The following is an 18,467-nucleotide window of genomic DNA, read 5'->3' on the forward strand; positions in this document are numbered from 1 at the left end:
ACTACGAATTTTTCGTAGATTATACAAGTATTCCTGTTAACTTTTTTATAGTAAGAAAAATATCTCCGTCCACCCCCATTAAACCGCCAACTAGTGGATAGTAAAAATAGCGCAGTACCTGATTTTAGGTATATACCTTTTCACCCATACCCAATGGCAGCTATCCCTGATCAAACCGTGGCGAAGGCCCGCTGGTACCGCCTCATCCCCATTGCCTTTATTACGTACAGCCTCGCCTACCTCGACCGGGCCAACTATGGCTTCGGAGCGGCCGGAGGCATGGCCGAGGACCTGGGCATTACGCCTGCCATGTCGTCGCTGCTGGGGTCGCTGTTCTTTCTGGGGTACTTCTTCTTTCAGGTACCGGGTGCTATCTACGCCGAAAAGCGGAGTGCGCGTAAGCTGATCTTCTGGTCGCTGATCCTGTGGGGTGGGCTGGCCACGGCTACCGGTATGAGCAGCAACGTCAACGCCCTGATCGTGATACGCTTTATGCTGGGGGTGGTAGAGAGCGCGGTGATGCCAGCCATGCTGCTATTTCTGAGCCGGTGGTTTACCAAGTCGGAGCGCTCCCGCGCCAATACCTTCCTGATCCTGGGCAATCCGGCTACCATTCTGTGGATGTCGGTCCTGTCGGGCTATCTGATCGAGGCTGTGGGCTGGCGGTGGATGTTTATTCTGGAGGGTTTACCGGCCGTAATCTGGGCGTTTTTCTGGTGGCGGCTGGTAGATGACCGCCCAAAGGATGCTACCTGGCTATCGGAGCCCGAAAAGCTGGCACTGGAAGAAAAGCTGCAACAGGAGCAGCAGGGTATTAAGCCCGTTAAAAACTACGCAGAGGCTTTCAAATCCCGAATCGTCCTCTGGCTATGTCTGCAGTATGCCTTGTGGAGCATTGGTGTCTATGGATTTGTGATGTGGCTGCCTTCCATACTCAATGCCGCTCCTAACATGAACATCGTCAAAACCGGCTGGCTGTCGTCGGTACCCTACGTACTGGCTATTATAGGTATGCTGGGTGCCTCCTACTACTCCGACCGGACCCTCAACCGAAAGCTGTTCGTCTGGCCGTTTCTGCTGATTGGTGCCGTGGCCTTCTACGGATCGTATCTGCTGGGCGCGGACCACTTCTGGCTATCATTCGGGTTGCTGGTCATTGCGGGCGGGGCTATGTATGCTCCGTACGGACCTTTCTTTGCTATCATTCCTGATCTGCTCCCCCGCAACGTAGCCGGTGGAGCCATGGCCCTTATCAACAGCTTCGGGGCGCTGGGCTCTTTTGTGGGATCGTATATAGTTGGGTACCTCAACGGTACTACCGGAGGCTTTAGCGCCTCCTACATCTTTATGGCCGGTTCACTGTTCCTGTCGGCCATTATAACCATAGTTGCTGTAAAGAGGCCGAAAGCAGAGCAGGTGTATGAGAATGTGGTACTGGGAGATAAACTGGCTCCTGCTGTAAAAAAATAGCATTTATTTACTATACAACATCAGTACCTAACTGCCAACCCCATGCAGCACTTTCTCCGGCTTACACTCGGCCTGTTCGTCGTACTTTCTACGCAGGCATTCAGCCAAAGCAGCCCCACCGAATGGTACTTTACTCCCAACGCAAACCTGTACCTTCCCGGACAGTCTTCTGATAAAGCCACCTCCCCCCTCCTGTGGTACGATCATAATCGTAGTCCTCGTGTGCAGGTGGGCGGTTTTGGCATCGGTACCACTGCCCTCACCACCTGGACCCGTTCCTTCAGTCTGAAAACCCAGGCCAATCTGTCCCGAAACTCCTACTGGGATTCACCATTTGATGTCAGGGATCAGGACGGAAGAGCAAGAGGATTTTTTCAGGGGGCTGCCTCCGACTATACCCTGGGCCTTACCAGTACCTTACAGCTTGGCCTAACCAAAGGGCTCTCGGTGGGAACCGGATTGGGGGGACGGATGCTACTAGTGTCACAGACCCGTTGGTGGGACTTTGACAATAGCATTGAACTTACTCCAGGCAAACTATATCCAAACAAACAGTACCGTCGCTTCATGCCCGTGGTACCGGCCGAGGTTATGTGGAAGGCCGGTCAGGTAATGCTCAATGCCCGCTACGAATGGAGCCTGCTCGGTGACTGGAAGAGTATGTATCCAATGTCCCAATCCGAAAAACATAATCTGCTGGTAGTGGAGGTAGGGATTCCTTTGAGTAGGAATTAGTACGGGTAGTAACAAAACCTACTCCGCCAGCCGGGTTTTGAGGTAGCTGTCGGTAAACTCCCGGCCACTGGTAACCAGCTTTTCCTTTTGCTCACGGGAAAGGCGCTTGATCCTCGGGGTGATTCCTACGGAAGAAATGGATATGGTTCTGGCCCAGTCAGCCTCGGTAAGTTCGTTTCGGTTCAGGTTTTCAAGGGCCAGGATATAGAAGGCAGAGATGTACTCTTTGAAGTTGTTTACTTCAAGAGGCACGAGCGAGCTCCCTGGTCACGGCATCCTCCCGGATTTGCGGATCTGAATCTATGCGTATGCCTAGAGTTTGCGGATCAGGAATCCGGTACTTCTTTTGCACTGAATCCGTCTCAGTACGATCAAATAGGGTGATTGGAAAGTTACCGATAAGGCCGCCGTCCACAACTACATCCAGTTTTTTGGAGGGGTCCAGCTTCCGGTGTACTTGTCCGGTACTATCAATAAAAACGGCCCGGAAGTAGAGCGGAATGGACATAGACGCCCGTACGGCATCTTTAACTTTCATCCGGGGGTATGTCTCTTTTGAGAAGACCAGCAGCCGCTGCTTATTGAGGCAGGTAGCCGTTACGTACAGGTCTTTGAAGCCCCGTTGGCTCAGTTCCTCAAATGTTATATCCCCATTTCCCGTTTTGTTTTCGATGAGGCCGGCCAGCCAGGCCGTAAACTTCTCCCCCCGGTACCACCCAAACTTGCTATTCATCCGCGCTACTCCTCCCAGAAAAAAGAGCCGGCCATCGTTGAACCGGTTGAACTGGGTAGAAGAAATAATCTCGGCTATTTCGGCAGAAGTATATCCCAACGAAACCAACAAGGCAGTGATCGCTCCGGCCGAGGTCCCTCCTACTTTTTGCACTCCCGACAGCCTGTCTTGCTCTTCGAGCACCTCAATGACACCGGCGTAAGCGATACCCCGAATACCCGCCCCTTCAAATACAAGATTCCGGATATCAGGCTGCTGCGCGTAGGCTTTACCGACTAGTATGAGCAGGAGGGCCAATTTAGGTATCAAATATCTCATATTAGAAGCGTCTTCTTTCATTAGTAGGCAGGAGTACTGGGTTAGTCTGGTATCAAACTCTCTCCACAACTTCTCGCTTCTGCTTCCTGATCCGGCGGGGATTGTACCACAGCCAGAATCCACTCACAGAGAGCAGGACTAATCCCAGGCCCAGTAAAGTCGTATAGGTGAGCTTTATCTGCTCCCCATCCTGACCAATCCAGTAGTCCAGGATGGAGCCGTCGTGAATCTTCTCGATGATATCCGAGGAGCGTGTGCTGGTACTTAGGATCTCGCCCGTGGTACAGTCGATCTGCAGCTCGGTGAAGTGCTGCGTGAAGACAATTTTAGCTACCCCTTTTTGCGGACGGACGTCAATACGATCTATTTCGTCGGGCAGTCCCAGCTCCGTGCGGGAGTAGGCCTGAGCTACCTGCTGTATACTATCCAGGCTGATCCACTGTGTACTTTCAGTAGTAGTACCTTTGGCGGTTTTGGGAAGGAGCTGTACCTGTTTCTTCCAACCCAGCAGAAGTCCGGTACCTCCCACCAGGATCATAAACAGAAACAGCGGCACGGCCAGCCACTTATGCAGCTTACGGTACAGGCGGGTTGACTGGGCTATCTTTTGGGAGGGAGGAAGAGTTGGCATATACGAAGGGCAATGGGGTCAGGTAAGCGGTGTCAGGTTCAATGCAACCTCAAAGTAAAGCATTGGCAACGTTAAATCCAGAAAGTATACAGGTGCAACCAGCTTCATCAGTTTCAGAATCTCAGATACAAAGCTCCACCGGCAGGCGTTTGGGAGGATAGCCCCACATGCAGGCTGACCCGCTTCGGGGGAACAGCATACTGATCGTTGTACAAGTTGACCGCCTTCCGTAACTGACGAAAGGAAACCACCCGGGCTATCTGACCACCTCCCAACAGGCCCCCTCCAATAATAAGTTTGGTAGTAGCCGCTGATAGATTGGCAGGTCGAAAAATGGATACAAATAGTTGCGCGAAACCGATCGCCCCTACTACCACCCCTCCGGCCGTAGCCGTGTACCAGACCGTGCGATTGTTCCGGTGCCGTTGGTACAAGTCCAGGAGGCGCTGGTCCTGCGTAGCCAGGAAGTAGGGTTTTACAGCCTTCGGTGTAAACCTGATCCTACCCTCTATGGTGTAGGCGTGCCACCCCAGAAAAAGTCCGGTACCCGGAACAATGGGCAAAAATAGGGAGGCCAGGGATAATATTATCCGGCTCGGCATAACCCTCATATAAATAGGAGGAAGCGAATCGGCAAGTGCGAGAGGAATCAGTATCCCATCAGTTGATTCTAAACGAACAGAGGTACTATCGGATGTACTCAGAGTTACCTGGTGTATGGGCAAGTCCTGAGCGACAGCCACCCGAAACAAAAAACAAAGCCCGAACGTGAATAGGTACTTATTCATGCAAAAAGGTAAGGAAATGGAAGTACAAAAGTACAGCCTTCTCTCCTAATATAGAGTCCATATCCGCATCAAAAGAAAGTAGCTCAGACAAGTACTAACGCTATCTGCTTCACTAAGCAATCAGAATCTCAGATACAATGCTCCTCCGGCTGGTGTTCGGGAGGGCAGCCCCAGGTGCAGGCTTACTCGTCTGGAAGAAGTAGCATATTGATAATTATATAAATCAACCGCCTGACTTAGCTTACGGAAGGTTATAGCCCGGGCTACCTGTCCCCATACCGTCAGCCCTCCTCCCAGCAGGAGTTTGGTAGCGGCACCGGCTCCTTCCGACGGATCAAATATGGAGACAATGAGTTGGGCGAAACCATAGGCAAATAGCACCAGGCCGCCAGTAGTAGCGGTATACCAGATCACCCGTTGCTCCTGGTGCTTACCGTATAGCTGCATGAGCTGGGCATCACCAGTAGCTCTGAAGTAGGGAAGTACGGCTCTCTGATTAAGCCTCTTTCTGCCATTGATTGTGTAGGAATGAAACCCCATGTACATAAAAGCAGGAAGGCCGGCTACCCCGGCAACAACGGATGCTGCCACCAGGCCCGGCTCCACCTTCATGGTAATTGGTGAAAGGGTGTCAGCAGGTAGTTGGGGTACTTCGGACAGGCTGTCCGTGGATGGCACCTCAATCTGGGGGATAGGTAAGCCCTGGGCACCGGCTATCAGGCTCAGCAGGCATAGCCCCAGGCTAAGTAGTAGAATACGCATGAATACAGATAGAGGGTGGTAAAAAACCTAAAAGTAGAGTCTTCGCGTAAGTCGTTCAAAAGAATCCCGGAAATTTTATCCAACGGTACCTGCTATTCCGGATTGAGCCAGAGTTGCTTCACAGCAGTATGTACATTCTTCAAAACAAGCTCAAAGTTGGTAGGTCAGGTGTTTCTTTACTCCATCCACTACTACCTCCAGCTCTATCTGAGAGGCTCCTACTGGCGGTTGTCCGACGACACGGGCGCTTACACTAGGCCGGGAGCCGGTATAAGGTACTACTAAGGTAACAAAACGAAGCCCGTTCTCGGTGGTAGTCTTAGGTAACCGGTACCTAAAGGCCGGGCGTGGCTCCTTCTTAGTATAGACAAATGACACCTGCCCTTCCTCCGCTTCCAGTTTTATACCGGGCTGCTCCACAGCCTGTACCAGTACATTCCAGCCTTCTTTGAAATCAGAGTGCACGGAGTGGTTATTCTGATCAAAAACAGCCTCGCCCGGAGCCAGCTGAAAATGCAGATCTACGTCGCCGGTACCCTCCCCTATGGCCTCGTCAACCAATACGAAATATTTCCGGTCGACAAACAGTACAGCCCGCCGGTGGGTCAGATCCGGGTAGCTCTTGTTTTCTACCACCAGTACATCCATATCCGGGCCGGGCTTCCACAGCCGCAGGCTGGGGGCATAAGCCGAGTTAGCTTCATTGAGCGTAAGGGTCTGGTGTACTTTGGTCTGCCGAAACCACCGGCGGCCTTCGGGATCTCCGCTGTAAATGTAGCTACCGGCATCAGGCATCAGGTGGCGGCCGCCGGCGTACAGCTCAAAGGTACCGTTGTCGGGCTGGCTGTGGCCCCCTCCATCCGGTCCGCACTTAAGTACCAGAGTAATGGCATCCTTGTCCCAGCTACTGCGCATGGAGTATAAGCCGCTCTTATCGTAGGCAAAGGCCGTGGCCTCAGGACGGGTGCCTTCATTCCCCTCGGTAGCCACGTACAGGAAGTCCGGCCGATTGAATAGCTTCGCCCACTCCCGGAGTTGCCTGTAATACTGTCCGGGAGTACCCGACCAGGCATCGCCAAACTGCGGAGTAGTACCATCCGGAAAGCTGAGCTTCATAGGTACCTCGCACATTTTCTCGATGATTTTGGTATAAGAATCTGAAAATGCATCCGCCTGACCGTTCAGCTGGGCCAGCTCATACGTACGCATAAACCACCCGATGCAGCCCATGTGGTACCCAAAGGCCAGTTCGCGCTGATGACCGTCCGGATATACCTGGCTGGTGATTTCCTGGTTTAGCCGCCGGATGGCCTCTTCTTTCCATTGTTTCGATTCCTGAAACTCCGGGAAGGTCATGGCAATAAAGGCCATGCCCTCGGCTTCCATCAGCCCCCAGTTACTCCCCTTAGTGTACCGGGTCATCAGGTACGAGCTATGGTCATAGCAACTATTCAGAAAAGCCACCAGTACATCGGGCGTAAAGTGAGGGGAGTCTATGAAGTACTCAAAGAGCCCTGTCCAGCGGTACCCCCTGATCCCGGCTTCAATGGAACGCCAGGCGTACTGGTGCTGGTCGTCACGAGGATTTTTGCGGGTCCAGTCTACGAGCTGGGCGCACCACTCACGGGCATATTTTTCGTCGCCGGTATGCCAGTAGGCGCGGGCCATGGCGTCCCAGAAGCTCATCCGGTTCAACTGCCACACCCACTCCTTATCCGGGTAAGGGTTGGTAGCCCAATTGATATCATCCCCGCAGAAATGGGACGGATAGGCCGGCTGCCCCACAAACACATGCTTCAGAGCATCATTGGCTACCTGAATATCCTTTTCACTGGCGCTACTACCCCGCATAGCAGCTTTTACCTGACGTTCCACCGGATGCTTTACCGAAGTACGGGTACGGTAGTAAGTCAGCAGCTCTATGGCTGCCAGCTCGGGAGTAGGAGCTGCGGCTTTAACTCTGGCAAGCCCCGGCGCATCCAGATTCAGCCGCGATAGTAGCTTCTTTATTTCGATAGTCTGCTCCACCCGCTCCTGATAGCTCTCACCAAGGGCAGATCCCTTGGCGGGTAGCAGCAACAGGAGCAGCAGTACGTAGCGAGTGTACCCTGTGAGTGAGAAGTGGTTCAGGAGAAGTAACAGCCCTTTTTCCATAGTGCAGGAGGTAGTGATGATTGAATAAGCGCGTAGTATACCTAACCTACTTACTCATCTTAACCCCACATCAGCAGCAGGTAGATAAATAAGTAAGCTTCCCCGAATGGAGAAGCTTACGGCACTGCTTTGTAAATGGTTGAAAGATCCTCAGTCTGCGGTATGGGCATAACGGGTACCTGCATACTAACGCCTAACTACTACCTGACGGGCTGTAAATCAGGCTGTACCTATACATGTACCTCGCTGTCTGCGATTGGTAGATTCACCTTCGCGCGCACTTTTAGCTAGAAATCTAAACCCTATGCATCCAACCTTTACTCCCTCCGATGAGCCTACCGGCTCCTCCCGCCGCGATATGCTTAAGAAGCTGAGCCTGGGCTCCGCTGCCGGTATGTTTGGGCTGTTGACTCTCCCCGCCGAAGCTCGCCAGGCACCTACCACTCCGGCCTACGCCTAAGGCATGGCTCCGGTCAAAATCAAAAGTATCAAGGCCATTGCCACCGCTCCGCAGGGCTCCAACCTGATCGTGGTGAAGGTAGAGACTACCGAGCCCGGCCTCTACGGCCTGGGCTGCGCTACCTTTACCCAGCGGGCGGCCGCTGTCGTTACCGCCATCAACAGCTACCTGCCCGACCTGGTCATCGGCAAAGACGTCGACAATATTGAGGATATCTGGCAGTCGGTGTACGTAAGCTCCTACTGGCGCAACGGACCCGTGCTCAACAACGCCCTGAGCGGCTTGGACGAAGCCCTGTGGGACATCAAAGGCAAGCGAGCTAACATGCCGGTATACCAGCTCCTGGGCGGTAAGGCTCGTTTTGCCATTCCCTGCTACACCCACGCGGGCGGAAAAACGCCCGAAGAGGTAGCCGACAGCGCCCAGAGCATCATAGACCTGGGCTTTAAGTACGTACGCATCCAGCAGGGTGGCTACGGAGCCGTAGGGAGTATCAACCAGCAGCCGGATTTCAAAACGGCAGGATTTGGCGGCACTACTGATAACTACATGAACGAACGGGTGTACCTCAAATCAGTACCAAAGATGTTCGATATAGTACGAAAGCGGTGCGGTGAAGAGGTCGAGCTGCTGCACGACATCCACGAGCGGGTGCAGCCCATGGATGCCATCAACCTCATCAAGCAGGTGGAAGAGTACCAGCCTTTCTTTATTGAGGACCCCTTCTCGCCCGAAAACATGAGCTGGTTCCGCCAACTTCGGCAGACCACCACCGTACCTATCGCCATGGGTGAGCTGTTCAACAACATCAACGAGTTCAAAGAGCCTATGGTACAGCACCTGTTCGACTACATCCGCTGCCACGTGTCGCAGATTGGAGGGATTACACCCGCCATGAAAATAGCCCGTCTGGGTGAGTGGTTCAACGTACGTACCGCCTGGCACGGCCCCGGTGATGTGTCGCCGGTGGGTCACGCGGCGCACGCCCACATTGATCTCGCCGTCTGGAACTTTGGGATTCAGGAGGCAGTGAGTTTTTCGGATAAGATGATGGAGGTATTCAGCGGCTGTCCTACCATGAACAAAGGCTATATGTCGGTCAATGAAGTACCTGGTCTGGGGGTAGACATTAACGAAAAAGAAGCCGCCAGGTACCCGATCACTACCAAATCCAACTGGCAGGTGCGGCGTGACGACGGTACCATCATCCGGCCGTGACCATGTACCTATTATTCCTTATCGTTGTAACAATACATTGGACCGGACAAAGTGGAATACTGGAAGTGGGGAAAAGAAAGTAACTTGATGATCTAAGACAAACCTAACCACTAACCTACCTGCTCATGCGCATCTCGGGGATCATCCTCTTTACCCTACTGGCCACCTCAGCCCTGGCTCAACAAACACGCTGGTACAAGGGCAACACCCACACCCACTCGTACTGGAGTGACGGCGATGACTTCCCCGAGATGATCCTGGACTGGTACAAGACCCGGGGCTATGATTTCATAGCGCTCTCGGACCACAACGTACTGGCCGACAAGGAGTATTGGAAGCAGATACCTACCCACCCGTTTCGCCAGCGCCGCTTCCGGGAGTACCTCGGGAAGTACGGTGAGCAATGGGTAAATTATAGAACTGACTCGGCGGGGCGCATCAGCGTAAAGCTGAAAACCTTGGATGAGTTCAGGCAGCTGTTTGAGGAGAAAGACAAGTTTCTGATCATTAAGGCCGAGGAGATTACCGATGGCTACGCCGGCAAACCCGTTCATATGAACGCCATCAACGTACAGGAGCTGGTAAAGCCACGTGGCGGCAACAGTGTAGCCGAGGTGCTTCAGAACAATCTCGACGCCGTGTATGAACAGCGGGAGCGGACGGGACAGCCCATGTTTCCGCACATCAACCACCCCAACTTCGGCTGGGCCATCAAGGCCGAAGATATGATGCAGCTACGGGGGGAGCGGTTTTTTGAGGTGTACAACGGCCACCCGCATGTACACAACTACGGCGACTCGGTCACCATCGGGATGGAAGAACTGTGGGATCGGTTGCTGGTCCGGTACCTCGAAGATGGCAAACCTCCCCTGTACGGCCTGGCTACCGACGACTCGCACAACTACCTCGAGTACAAGGTAGGCCTCAGCAACCCCGGACGGGGCTGGATTATGGTGCGGGCGGCCCAGCTATCACCGGACTCGCTTATAGCGGCCATGGAAAAGGGAGATTTCTACGCTACCACCGGTGTACTTCTCAAGGATGTAAGAACCCGCAAAAATACCCTGACCGTAGAGGTGGCCTCCGAAGCCCGTACCCGCTATACGATTCAATTCTGGGGAGCGCGCCCCTTAGGCGCAGGTACCTCCGCCCAGGCCCGCGCCCGCGAACGGGTATTACTCAAGGAGGTCAGGGGCACCAGAGCCAGCTACACCCTTACCCCCAGAGACCTGTACGTTCGCGCCAGGATCATCTCCACCCAGGTACAGGAGAATCCTTTTCAGGAAGGAGACCTGGAGACAGCCTGGACACAGCCGGTCGTCCGACAAGCTGAAAGATAAGTACCAGGTCACGAAACCAGTAAACAATTTTATATAATGCCCTGAATAACAGCAGTGTTATACAGAATGGTAGTATCTTAGCTAACACACCTAATCTCCAATAGCTTATGATACTTATTGTAGGCGCCACGGGTGCGCTCGGACACGAAGCAACCCTTCAACTGCTGGATGCCGGCTACCCCGTCCGGGCCATGGTTCGTACGCCCGCTAAGGCAGTTGATCTGATAAAACAGGGAGCTGAAGTAGTTCAGGGCGACCTGACCAAGCCCACTACCATACGGCAGGCCTGTCAGGGTGTAGATGTCGTCGTTGCCTCCGCGCACAGCCTGCTCGGGAGAGGTAAGTATAGCTCAGACAAAGTAGACTCCATAGGACACCGTTCCCTGATCGATGCCGCCAAAGCAGCCGGAGTCAGTCAGTTTATCTACACATCTATTTCGGGAGTTAGTCCCGGGCATCCCGTTGATTTTTACCGCACTAAGTACCATGTTGAACAGTATCTTAATCAGAGTGGTATACCTCATACCATCCTTCGGCCGTCGGCTTTTATGGAATGGCACGCCCACAACCTGCTCGGCAAATCTATTCTTGAGAAGGGGACTGTCACTATTCTGGGGAGGGGCAATACGCCTACCAATTTTGTGGCAGTACGGGATGTAGCCTATCTAATCAGGCAATCCATCCAGAACCCCGAGTACTACAACCGGATCATAACCATTGGTGGCCCCTCAAACCCCACCAAGAATGAAGTCGCCAGCCTCTACGGACGCCTGGCTGGCATACCCCCCAAAGTGAAGCATGTTCCCGGACGTACCTTACAGGTACTTTCAAAGATCATCAGCCCCATCCACCCGGGTATTGGCCGGATCATGTACATGAGCGCCATCCTTGACAACATGGATTGCTCGCTGGACATGACCGAAACCCTAAGCAAGTACGCCATGAAGCTTACCAGCATTGAGGAATTTGTGCAGGAGCAGGTGGCCAGACACCAGCAAAGGCAGGCTGTACCCTCTTAATCAGCTACTGGCATTCAACTACATTACCTGGAAAGGCAAAACGGGGGATTATACAGGACAATGTGGTGAATGCCCACCTGTTGACTTTTTTCAACAATTTACCGACGGCTACTTAGTTAGTACACTTAGCTTTAACTTCTTAGGGCGATATTCTGTTTTTTCGCTAAAATCCTGACCATTAATGGCATAGTTATTTACAAGGTTGCAGCTGTATTGCACTTTTCGGTGCTTACTAATTTTTATATGTTCAAATTAACTGTAACCTTTATGAGAAAGCTTAAATGGAATCTATTGCTACTGGCAGGTATGTTTATGGCCGTTTCGTGTAAAAACGACAAAGACGATACTAACATGACTGCCGAGGTAGACAGAGAGTTTGCGGTAGCAGCAGCAGAGTCCAACCTGATGGGGGTACGTACCGGACAGCTTGTGCAATCCAATGCGGAGTCTCAGCAGGTAAAAGATTACTCGACAGCAATGAGTGAGTATTATAATACAGCAACCACTGATATGGCTGACCTGGCTCGTCGGAGAAATATTTCTCTGCCAACTGCCCTGGGTACTATGAACCAGCAGGATTACGACCGACTGGCCGCTCTGCAGGGTTCCCGTTTTGATTCGGCCTACGTTAGCTGGGCTGTTCGTTCCAACCAGCAGAGTATTGATATGCTTCGTGCGCATATGACTGCCTCCGGTGACACCGAATTCCGTAACTGGGCCTCCAGCCGAATTGCTACTCTGGAACAAAACCAGCAAATGGTAGAGGCTATTCAGAATTCGATGAATAATGATGTGACAGATCAGGATAATTAATGATGTGACAGATCATAAAACCTGAATAATGTATTCAGCAAAAAGGGTCGGCTCTTACAGAGCCGACCCTTTTTGCTGGTGTTGATTTCCTCAGAGGCTCCTTGTTGTATCCACTTTTGGCGTATATGTTGATATCCTCCCGCAACCTGCTGAAATAATGGGACTTAAACCGGCACCCGAAAATCAGAAAAATGCAAACAGGTCTTGTACTATACGGGGTAAACCTAGTATAAAAGAATCATTATAAATGCCCAGATGCGGGCCCGGAGTCAATTGGGATGATAGTCACTACTTCAGGTATAGTTTTAGGTATCTATCTTATTAAGATACACCCACTAAAGCAAGGTATCATTTACCTGTAACGTTAGAACACCATGAAGAAGAGTATAACTTATATTTTAGTTTGGGTTGGGTTGGCAACGGCTTTCTCCTGTACACCCATGGATGCCAATGTTGTCACAGCCACCGATCGTCAGTTTGTAGAGAGTGCCGTACAGAGAAATCAACTGGATATGCAGATAGGACAGGTAGCCCGAACCCGCGCCACCACCGATGAAGTACGGCGGTTTGGTGAGATCCTGCTCCGGAATGGTAATACTATATCGGAAGAGCTCAGAGCCATGATTGAAAAAAAGAGCCTGACTCTACCAGACCTTGAGGCACTTACCTCTAAGCCCGAGGTAGACCAGTTGCTGAGTACGCCCGAGGCAACCTTTAACGTAAACTTTCTTAGCACAATCATAGATTCGCGCAAAGTTACGCTTGAGCTGTTTGAGCAGCAGGTCCGTAAAGGAAAAGATAATGAATTACGTTCGTGGGCATCCAGCAAGCTTCCCCTGCTACGTCAGGAACTCGAAAGAGCGCAAACCATACGGGCTACAATGAAATAGGCCTATCCCTGAAGAACTTGTACTTCAAAAGTACTTATAGTTGGTTAAGTTGGTAAGGAGCTGCTAAAAGGTAGCTCCTTATTTGCTCAAGAGCTACCGCAATTGGTACAGTTATTTGAAGCGATACCGGTGGTACATCGCTTGTAAGGTACCTGACAATCTAATTTATTACTACTGAAAACTCTTTATGAAATACGTAAAATGGAACCTGCTGCTGTGGGCTAGCCTATGGATAGCTACTTCGTGCAGAAATGAAAGTACCCCCAATGTGGTAGCGGTAGTAGACAGAACGTTTGCACTTGAGGCCGCCCAGACCAACCTTATGGGGCTGCGCCTGGGACAGCTCGTACAGAACAATGCCCAGTCGCAGGATGTAAAGGACTACTCGGTTACGATGAATGATTACTTTAACAAAGCCTCCAATGATCTGCTCCGGATTGCCAACCGTAAAAACATCCCTCTCCCGTCGACGCTGAGTACGATCAACCAGGCGGACTTTGATCGGCTGTCGGCGCTGAAAGGATCAAGTTTTGATACGGCCTACATTGACTGGTCCATCCAGTCACATCAGAAAACCATTGAACAGTTAAGACAACATACTATGAATTCAACGGATGAAGACCTGAAGACCTGGGCTTCCGGTCGCCTTACGGCCCTGGAGCAATCACTTAACCGGGCGCAGACCATCCAGCGATCTTTCACTAACACCATGTAGTATTACACCCATTACATAAAATAGAGAAGGCCAGCATGTATGCTGGCCTTCTTTGCTGTATAGTAATTGGGTTGTAGGACTAGGCCTCCAATCGGACTACTTCGCCGGTGCGTACTGACTCGTCGCAGGCAAAGGCAATCTGAAGACTATTAACGGCATCCTGCATGTGATCCGTCAGATCCATATCTTCCTGGATCGCCTTCAGGAAGTACCGCTGCTCGCGGTTGCACAGTTCCTGGTGATCTGGCTCGTCAGTCAGGTTGATCCACTCGTCTTCCTGCACAAACTGGTTATCCCCGTTCAGGTCGGCCCGGTGTACACGCAGCGACTCCGTTTTGGTATGCGAGTCTACATTGTCTGATTTGCCGGCGCCACCGGCTTCTTTGGCTACGATAGACACACAGCCTTTGGGTCCGATTACGTCCTTCACAAAGAAAGCAGTCTCACTCATCATGGGTCCCCATCCGGCTTCGTACCAGCCTACCGACCCATCCTCAAACCGGATCTGAAGCTGTCCGTAGTTGTAGTTGCTGGAAGGGATATCATCGGTGAGGCGCGCTCCGATGGCGCTTACCTGTACCGGCTTCGAGCGGGTCATCTGACACATAACGTCTATGTAGTGCACGCCACAGTCGACGATCGGGCTCAGGCTCTTCATGAGGTTACGGTGTACGTTCCACATGATGCCGTGGCTCTGCTGGTTGAGGTTCATCCGCATCACCAGAGGCTTGCCCAGGTCCTGAGCTATCTCCACAAACTTCTCCCACGAAGGGTGGTGGCGCAGGATATACCCCACTACGAGTTTTTTGTTCGCTTTTTTGGCCGCTTCTACTACGCGCTTCGCTCCTTCTACGGTATCGGCTACGGGTTTTTCAATAAATACATGGCACCCCTGTTCGAAGGCCATAATAGCGTACGCCTCGTGCGTATCAGGGTACGTAGAGATACAAACCGCGTCGGGCTTGGTAGCTTTCAGGGCCGTTTCGTAGTCGGAGTACAGATCATACCCGCCGCCTAGTTTCTCATTTAGTACTTCCTTGCTTTTCCCGGTGGACACAATTCCACAAATTTCAAAGCCATCGGTTGATTGATAGGCCTGTGCATGTGAGGCCCCCATGTTGCCGCATCCTACTACCAGGACTCGTATGGGCTGATTGACATTTGACATGAAAATTAATTAAAATGGTATTAAGGGTTACAACTAATGCTGACACTACAATTTTACTGTATTTTTCTAAGCAAAACGGCGTGAGCTCCCGTTTCTTTATTAAATTTTTTAAAAAATTAAATCAATTTATTGCTACACCCGGTTATCATACTGCCGGCGGTCAGTGCTATTACTACCCAGGGATAGCCAAGCCTTAATCGGACAAGTAGGCTGCTAACCATTAGCTCCTACCCCCGTTGACGACTCTACCATAATACATATACAGATATGATAACAGCAGCATTTCCCCCTACTACTCCGGGTATACCTACCCCGGGTGCGCCTCCTGAGACGCCCCCCTTTTCACCAGGTCCCGAGATACCGGCTCCGGATATACCCAGAGAAAATCCGCCCTGGGAGCCTGACCCGGGTATTCCTCCCATTGAACCCATACCCACGCAGCCGGACCAGAATCCGGAGCCTGAGATACCCGTACCGGGTGAAAGACCGGCCTAATACATCCGGGAATGACACTAAACAGAGAAGGCCACCCGATCGGGTGGCCTTCTGTATTATCCGTAGATTTCGTTGAGTAGCCCAGCCAGGTGAACCCCCGCCTGCAACAGACAAATCTGTACAGTATCGAAGTTTTCGTAGGAGTACCTGTAGCCCAGGCGCCCGTCTTTGGGTATGTTGTATACCTGAGGAGACCGGCTTTGAGAGGCATACGCCCAGTCACGAATCGACAGCGACTGCCACTCCTTGATCTGGCTCCTGGTAGGCTGGCCCAGGAAGCCTGCTAACTCAGAATAGCTCAGGTTTTTGCCGTCGATCATGTCGCTATCCCATACCCGGTGCAGGTTAGAAGGCTGTCCAAACCACTGTACCTTTACGGCATTCCCACCGGTATCGTTTTTGCCGCCCACGTGCAGGGGCTGATGCAGGTCACCTACCAGGTGAACCAGGTACTTAAGGTACTCCTGCTCGGTAGCTGCGGGCAGATTACGGGCCTTAAGCGCCACCACGATCTCTTCCAGCTTCATGATAATATCACCCTTGGGGTTTTTATCGGTCTTCTCGTATACCGTTCCTTCCGGTATCGTCACCCAGTGCCAGTCATGGGTATGATTATAGGCCGTATCCGACTTGATGTCGTCCATCCAGTTAGATACCTCAGCCAGGGAGTTGTAATTCAGTACCTTTTCGATCTTCTTGCGAGCGCTGTTTTTCAGATGCTGCTGCGCAACCAGACCCACTACCCGGTGGCCGGTCTGGCCCCAGGCCCAGGCCTGACCAATCATAAAGGGTACTATCAAACAAAGACTTAGTAATTTTTTCATTGTTGTGATAATGTAATTTGTATAATGGAATTAAAGCTTCTGCTAAGCTATGGCTCCACAAAGGTAACAGACTAAAAGGGCTCGAGGCATAATTTTTTAGCTTTTGTCCTTATTTGTTAACCTTTAAATAATACTCCTATGTATATCCCACTAATTGCCATTGTGATCGTAGCAGCCGTACTGGCTTATCTGTATTTTACGGGACAACAAAAGAAGAAAAATAACGAAGAGGTATAGTCTAATCGGCTACTTGTAGCCCTATTGATAGAGGGGAGCGAATGGAAGTACTCGAGAAGATCCGGCAGTATGCAGAAGAGGCGCACGGCGAGCAGAAACGCAAGTACAGTAATCAGCCGTACATAGTTCATCCGGTGGCGGTGATGAAGTTATGCAAAGAGTATACTGAACAGGTTGCTGTTCTGGCCGCAGCTCTGCTGCATGATGTACTTGAGGATACACCCGTTACGCACCACCAGCTCAGAGAGTACCTGCAATCCGTCATGGACAGGCCGGTAGCGGAGACGACCTACCGGCTGGTGAAAGATCTGACGGATGAGTTTACCAAGGAAAACTACCCCCACCTGAACCGCAAAAAGCGGCGTCGGCGGGAGGCCGAGCGGCTGGGCAAAGCTGATCCGATGGCCCAGACCGTCAAGTACGCCGACCTCATCGACAACTGCCTGGATATTGTCAGGCACGATAAGCAGTTTGGGAAGGTATTTGTGAATGAAAGTACTACCCTACTCGAGCACATGAAAGGGGGTGACCAGCGACTTTACCAGCGAGCCCTGGAGGCAGTAGCCGAGAGTAAGCGAATACTCAAGGAGTACTACGACCGCCAGGCCGCCAGCAACTCCTGACTAAACCTATGACTACCACAAGCCGTTGTGCAGCAGTAGGAGACTCACACTAAATGTAGACTAAGATGCGGATAGGTTACGCCTGTATAAATATGTTTCTGGCTGAGAAGAAGGTTCAGGTCAGTCGTCAGATGATCAAAAAAACCTTTCAGGAAAAAGGCATACCCTATGCTTCGGAGCTGTCGCTGAAGAATATCCAGGATCTGGAGAAGGTCATCGACTGGAACATAGAAAACCAGGTGCTGCTGTACCGCCTGAGCAGCAACATGTTCCCGTGGATGAGTGAGTACGAATTTGATGATCTGCCGGACATCGCGGAGATCAGGACCTTACTGGCGCGCGTAGGTGAAAAAGTAAAGCAACACGACCTGCGCCTCACCTATCACCCCGGCCCCTTCAATGTACTGGCTACGAGGGATTCGGGGGTACTTGAAAAAACCATTAAAGAGCTACGGCAGCACGGAGAAGTGATGGACATGATCGGGCTGCCGCGTACCCCTTTTGCCAAGATCAATCTGCACGTAGGAGGAGCCTACGGCGATAAGCCTTCGGCCATTGACCGGTTCTGCCACAACTACCAGCAACTCCCTGATACCGCCCGCCTCCGCCTGACCGTCGAAAACGACGACAAGGCTAATATGTTCTCGACCAGCGACCTGCTCGAGATCCACCAGCGCACCGGCATCCCGCTGGTATTTGACTACCTGCATCATCAACTATGCACGGGCGGATGGAGCGAAGAGGAGGCTATGCTTACAGCCGTAAGTACCTGGCCCAAACCCATTCGTCCGGTTATCCACTACTCAAGTTCCAGAAAAAAATACGAGGATGAACTGGTAAGTGAGGTAGCGCACGCTGATTATATCTACCAGCATATTAATCTGTACGGGCAGGATGCCGATATCATGCTGGAGGCCAAAGCCAAGGAACGTGCTGTACAACGCTACCTGGAGGAATTTGCGGTGGATGTATAGGGCAGGCTGGGGAATGGCTCCCCTCCACATACTTTGATTTCGGCTTCTCAATTGCTCCTTTAAAGGCTTCTGCGGCAGCATCTACCGGATGGCATGCTTT

Annotated in this window: 18 protein-coding genes and 1 pseudogene; 11 read left to right on the plus strand and 8 right to left on the minus strand. The window is 51.8% G+C overall.

The genetic code is table 11. The features are described from left to right. Positions 1-153 precede the first annotated feature (153 nt). Positions 154-1,470 carry an MFS transporter gene (locus tag JTN23_RS23030; RefSeq protein ID WP_247237433.1) on the plus strand — a complete coding sequence of 439 codons (1,317 nt, stop codon included), beginning with the start codon at positions 154-156 and terminating at the stop codon, positions 1,468-1,470. A 42-nt stretch (positions 1,471-1,512) separates the two neighbouring features. Beyond that, positions 1,513-2,205 (plus strand): hypothetical protein, encoded by a 693-nt coding sequence (locus JTN23_RS23035; protein WP_247237434.1) that lies wholly within the window; start codon positions 1,513-1,515, stop codon positions 2,203-2,205. An 18-nt stretch (positions 2,206-2,223) separates the two neighbouring features. On the opposite strand, the gene JTN23_RS23040 is transcribed toward JTN23_RS23035, so the two are convergent. The 6 genes from JTN23_RS23040 to JTN23_RS23065 all read right to left on the minus strand — a co-directional run bounded on the left by JTN23_RS23040 (position 2,224) and on the right by JTN23_RS23065 (position 7,591). Continuing rightward, complete coding sequence (locus tag JTN23_RS23040) at positions 2,224-2,457, minus strand: hypothetical protein (protein WP_247237435.1); 234 nt, start codon at positions 2,455-2,457, stop codon at positions 2,224-2,226. Beyond that, a complete protein-coding gene (locus tag JTN23_RS23045) occupies positions 2,447-3,247 on the minus strand; it encodes a patatin-like phospholipase family protein (protein ID WP_247237436.1) in 801 nt (266 codons plus the stop codon). The genes JTN23_RS23040 and JTN23_RS23045 overlap by 11 nt, the downstream gene beginning before the upstream one ends. 61 nt (positions 3,248-3,308) lie before the next feature. After that, a complete protein-coding gene (locus JTN23_RS23050) occupies positions 3,309-3,887 on the minus strand; it encodes a PepSY domain-containing protein (protein ID WP_247237437.1) in 579 nt (192 codons plus the stop codon). A 113-nt stretch (positions 3,888-4,000) separates the two neighbouring features. Continuing rightward, positions 4,001-4,675, minus strand: coding sequence for a hypothetical protein (locus JTN23_RS23055; RefSeq protein ID WP_247237438.1), 675 nt, complete (start codon positions 4,673-4,675; stop codon positions 4,001-4,003). A 120-nt stretch (positions 4,676-4,795) separates the two neighbouring features. After that, positions 4,796-5,437 (minus strand): hypothetical protein, encoded by a 642-nt coding sequence (locus JTN23_RS23060; protein WP_247237439.1) that lies wholly within the window; start codon positions 5,435-5,437, stop codon positions 4,796-4,798. A 150-nt stretch (positions 5,438-5,587) separates the two neighbouring features. After that, on the minus strand, positions 5,588-7,591 hold the full coding sequence (locus tag JTN23_RS23065; protein WP_247237440.1) for an alginate lyase family protein: 2,004 nt from the start codon (positions 7,589-7,591) through the stop codon (positions 5,588-5,590). Positions 7,592-7,895: 304 nt separating this feature from the next. On the opposite strand from JTN23_RS23065, the pseudogene JTN23_RS23070 reads away from it, so the two are divergent. The 6 genes and pseudogenes from JTN23_RS23070 to JTN23_RS23095 all read left to right on the plus strand — a co-directional run bounded on the left by JTN23_RS23070 (position 7,896) and on the right by JTN23_RS23095 (position 14,046). After that, positions 7,896-9,269 (plus strand): annotated as a pseudogene (locus JTN23_RS23070) (enolase C-terminal domain-like protein). 125 nt (positions 9,270-9,394) lie between these two features. After that, the gene (locus JTN23_RS23075; protein WP_247237441.1) at positions 9,395-10,609 is read left to right on the plus strand and encodes a CehA/McbA family metallohydrolase domain-containing protein; all 1,215 of its coding nucleotides are present in this window, start codon (positions 9,395-9,397) and stop codon (positions 10,607-10,609) included. Between the two features lie 107 nt (positions 10,610-10,716). Then, the gene (locus JTN23_RS23080) at positions 10,717-11,628 is read left to right on the plus strand and encodes an SDR family oxidoreductase (RefSeq protein ID WP_247237442.1); all 912 of its coding nucleotides are present in this window, start codon (positions 10,717-10,719) and stop codon (positions 11,626-11,628) included. A 267-nt stretch (positions 11,629-11,895) separates the two neighbouring features. Continuing rightward, positions 11,896-12,441: a DUF4142 domain-containing protein gene (locus tag JTN23_RS23085; protein WP_247237443.1), complete on the plus strand. Its 546-nt coding sequence runs from the start codon at positions 11,896-11,898 to the stop codon at positions 12,439-12,441. 374 nt (positions 12,442-12,815) lie between these two features. Then, complete coding sequence (locus JTN23_RS23090; protein ID WP_247237444.1) at positions 12,816-13,331, plus strand: DUF4142 domain-containing protein; 516 nt, start codon at positions 12,816-12,818, stop codon at positions 13,329-13,331. Positions 13,332-13,518: 187 nt separating this feature from the next. Continuing rightward, positions 13,519-14,046, plus strand: a complete 528-nt coding sequence (locus JTN23_RS23095; protein ID WP_247237445.1) for a DUF4142 domain-containing protein — start codon at positions 13,519-13,521, stop codon at positions 14,044-14,046. Positions 14,047-14,125: 79 nt separating this feature from the next. Here the strand turns inward: JTN23_RS23095 and JTN23_RS23100 are convergent, their stop codons facing one another. Beyond that, positions 14,126-15,214: a Gfo/Idh/MocA family protein gene (locus JTN23_RS23100; protein ID WP_247237446.1), complete on the minus strand. Its 1,089-nt coding sequence runs from the start codon at positions 15,212-15,214 to the stop codon at positions 14,126-14,128. Positions 15,215-15,481: 267 nt separating this feature from the next. Here JTN23_RS23100 and JTN23_RS23105 point away from each other — a divergent pair, with 267 nt between their 5' ends. Further along, the gene (locus tag JTN23_RS23105; protein WP_247237447.1) at positions 15,482-15,709 is read left to right on the plus strand and encodes a filamentous hemagglutinin; all 228 of its coding nucleotides are present in this window, start codon (positions 15,482-15,484) and stop codon (positions 15,707-15,709) included. 56 nt (positions 15,710-15,765) lie between these two features. Here JTN23_RS23105 and JTN23_RS23110 read toward each other — a convergent pair whose 3' ends face one another. Next, positions 15,766-16,533: a S1/P1 nuclease gene (locus JTN23_RS23110; RefSeq protein ID WP_247237448.1), complete on the minus strand. Its 768-nt coding sequence runs from the start codon at positions 16,531-16,533 to the stop codon at positions 15,766-15,768. Between the two features lie 278 nt (positions 16,534-16,811). Here JTN23_RS23110 and JTN23_RS23115 point away from each other — a divergent pair, with 278 nt between their 5' ends. Further along, positions 16,812-17,393, plus strand: coding sequence for an HD domain-containing protein (locus JTN23_RS23115; RefSeq protein ID WP_247237449.1), 582 nt, complete (start codon positions 16,812-16,814; stop codon positions 17,391-17,393). A gap of 65 nt (positions 17,394-17,458) precedes the next feature. Next, complete coding sequence (gene uvsE, locus JTN23_RS23120) at positions 17,459-18,367, plus strand: UV DNA damage repair endonuclease UvsE (protein WP_247237450.1); 909 nt, start codon at positions 17,459-17,461, stop codon at positions 18,365-18,367. Positions 18,368-18,467 lie beyond the last annotated feature (100 nt).

This window comes from Telluribacter roseus (assembly GCF_017355915.2).
In the GTDB taxonomy this organism is placed as follows: Bacteria; Bacteroidota; Bacteroidia; order Cytophagales; family Spirosomataceae; genus Telluribacter.

Excerpts from the sequence above, each read along its gene's own strand:
- JTN23_RS23030 (WP_247237433.1), top strand. The coding sequence starts at position 154 with ATGGCAGCTATCCCTGATCAAACCGTGGCGAAGGCCCGCTGGTACCGC.
- JTN23_RS23035 (WP_247237434.1), top strand. The coding sequence starts at position 1,513 with ATGCAGCACTTTCTCCGGCTTACACTCGGCCTGTTCGTCGTACTTTCT.
- JTN23_RS23050 (WP_247237437.1), bottom strand. The coding sequence starts at position 3,887 with ATGCCAACTCTTCCTCCCTCCCAAAAGATAGCCCAGTCAACCCGCCTG.
- JTN23_RS23055 (WP_247237438.1), bottom strand. The coding sequence starts at position 4,675 with ATGAATAAGTACCTATTCACGTTCGGGCTTTGTTTTTTGTTTCGGGTG.
- JTN23_RS23060 (WP_247237439.1), bottom strand. The coding sequence starts at position 5,437 with ATGCGTATTCTACTACTTAGCCTGGGGCTATGCCTGCTGAGCCTGATA.
- JTN23_RS23065 (WP_247237440.1), bottom strand. The coding sequence starts at position 7,591 with ATGGAAAAAGGGCTGTTACTTCTCCTGAACCACTTCTCACTCACAGGG.
- JTN23_RS23075 (WP_247237441.1), top strand. The coding sequence starts at position 9,395 with ATGCGCATCTCGGGGATCATCCTCTTTACCCTACTGGCCACCTCAGCC.
- JTN23_RS23080 (WP_247237442.1), top strand. The coding sequence starts at position 10,717 with ATGATACTTATTGTAGGCGCCACGGGTGCGCTCGGACACGAAGCAACC.
- JTN23_RS23085 (WP_247237443.1), top strand. The coding sequence starts at position 11,896 with ATGAGAAAGCTTAAATGGAATCTATTGCTACTGGCAGGTATGTTTATG.
- JTN23_RS23090 (WP_247237444.1), top strand. The coding sequence starts at position 12,816 with ATGAAGAAGAGTATAACTTATATTTTAGTTTGGGTTGGGTTGGCAACG.
- JTN23_RS23095 (WP_247237445.1), top strand. The coding sequence starts at position 13,519 with ATGAAATACGTAAAATGGAACCTGCTGCTGTGGGCTAGCCTATGGATA.
- JTN23_RS23100 (WP_247237446.1), bottom strand. The coding sequence starts at position 15,214 with ATGTCAAATGTCAATCAGCCCATACGAGTCCTGGTAGTAGGATGCGGC.
- JTN23_RS23105 (WP_247237447.1), top strand. The coding sequence starts at position 15,482 with ATGATAACAGCAGCATTTCCCCCTACTACTCCGGGTATACCTACCCCG.
- JTN23_RS23110 (WP_247237448.1), bottom strand. The coding sequence starts at position 16,533 with ATGAAAAAATTACTAAGTCTTTGTTTGATAGTACCCTTTATGATTGGT.
- JTN23_RS23115 (WP_247237449.1), top strand. The coding sequence starts at position 16,812 with ATGGAAGTACTCGAGAAGATCCGGCAGTATGCAGAAGAGGCGCACGGC.
- uvsE (WP_247237450.1), top strand. The coding sequence starts at position 17,459 with ATGCGGATAGGTTACGCCTGTATAAATATGTTTCTGGCTGAGAAGAAG.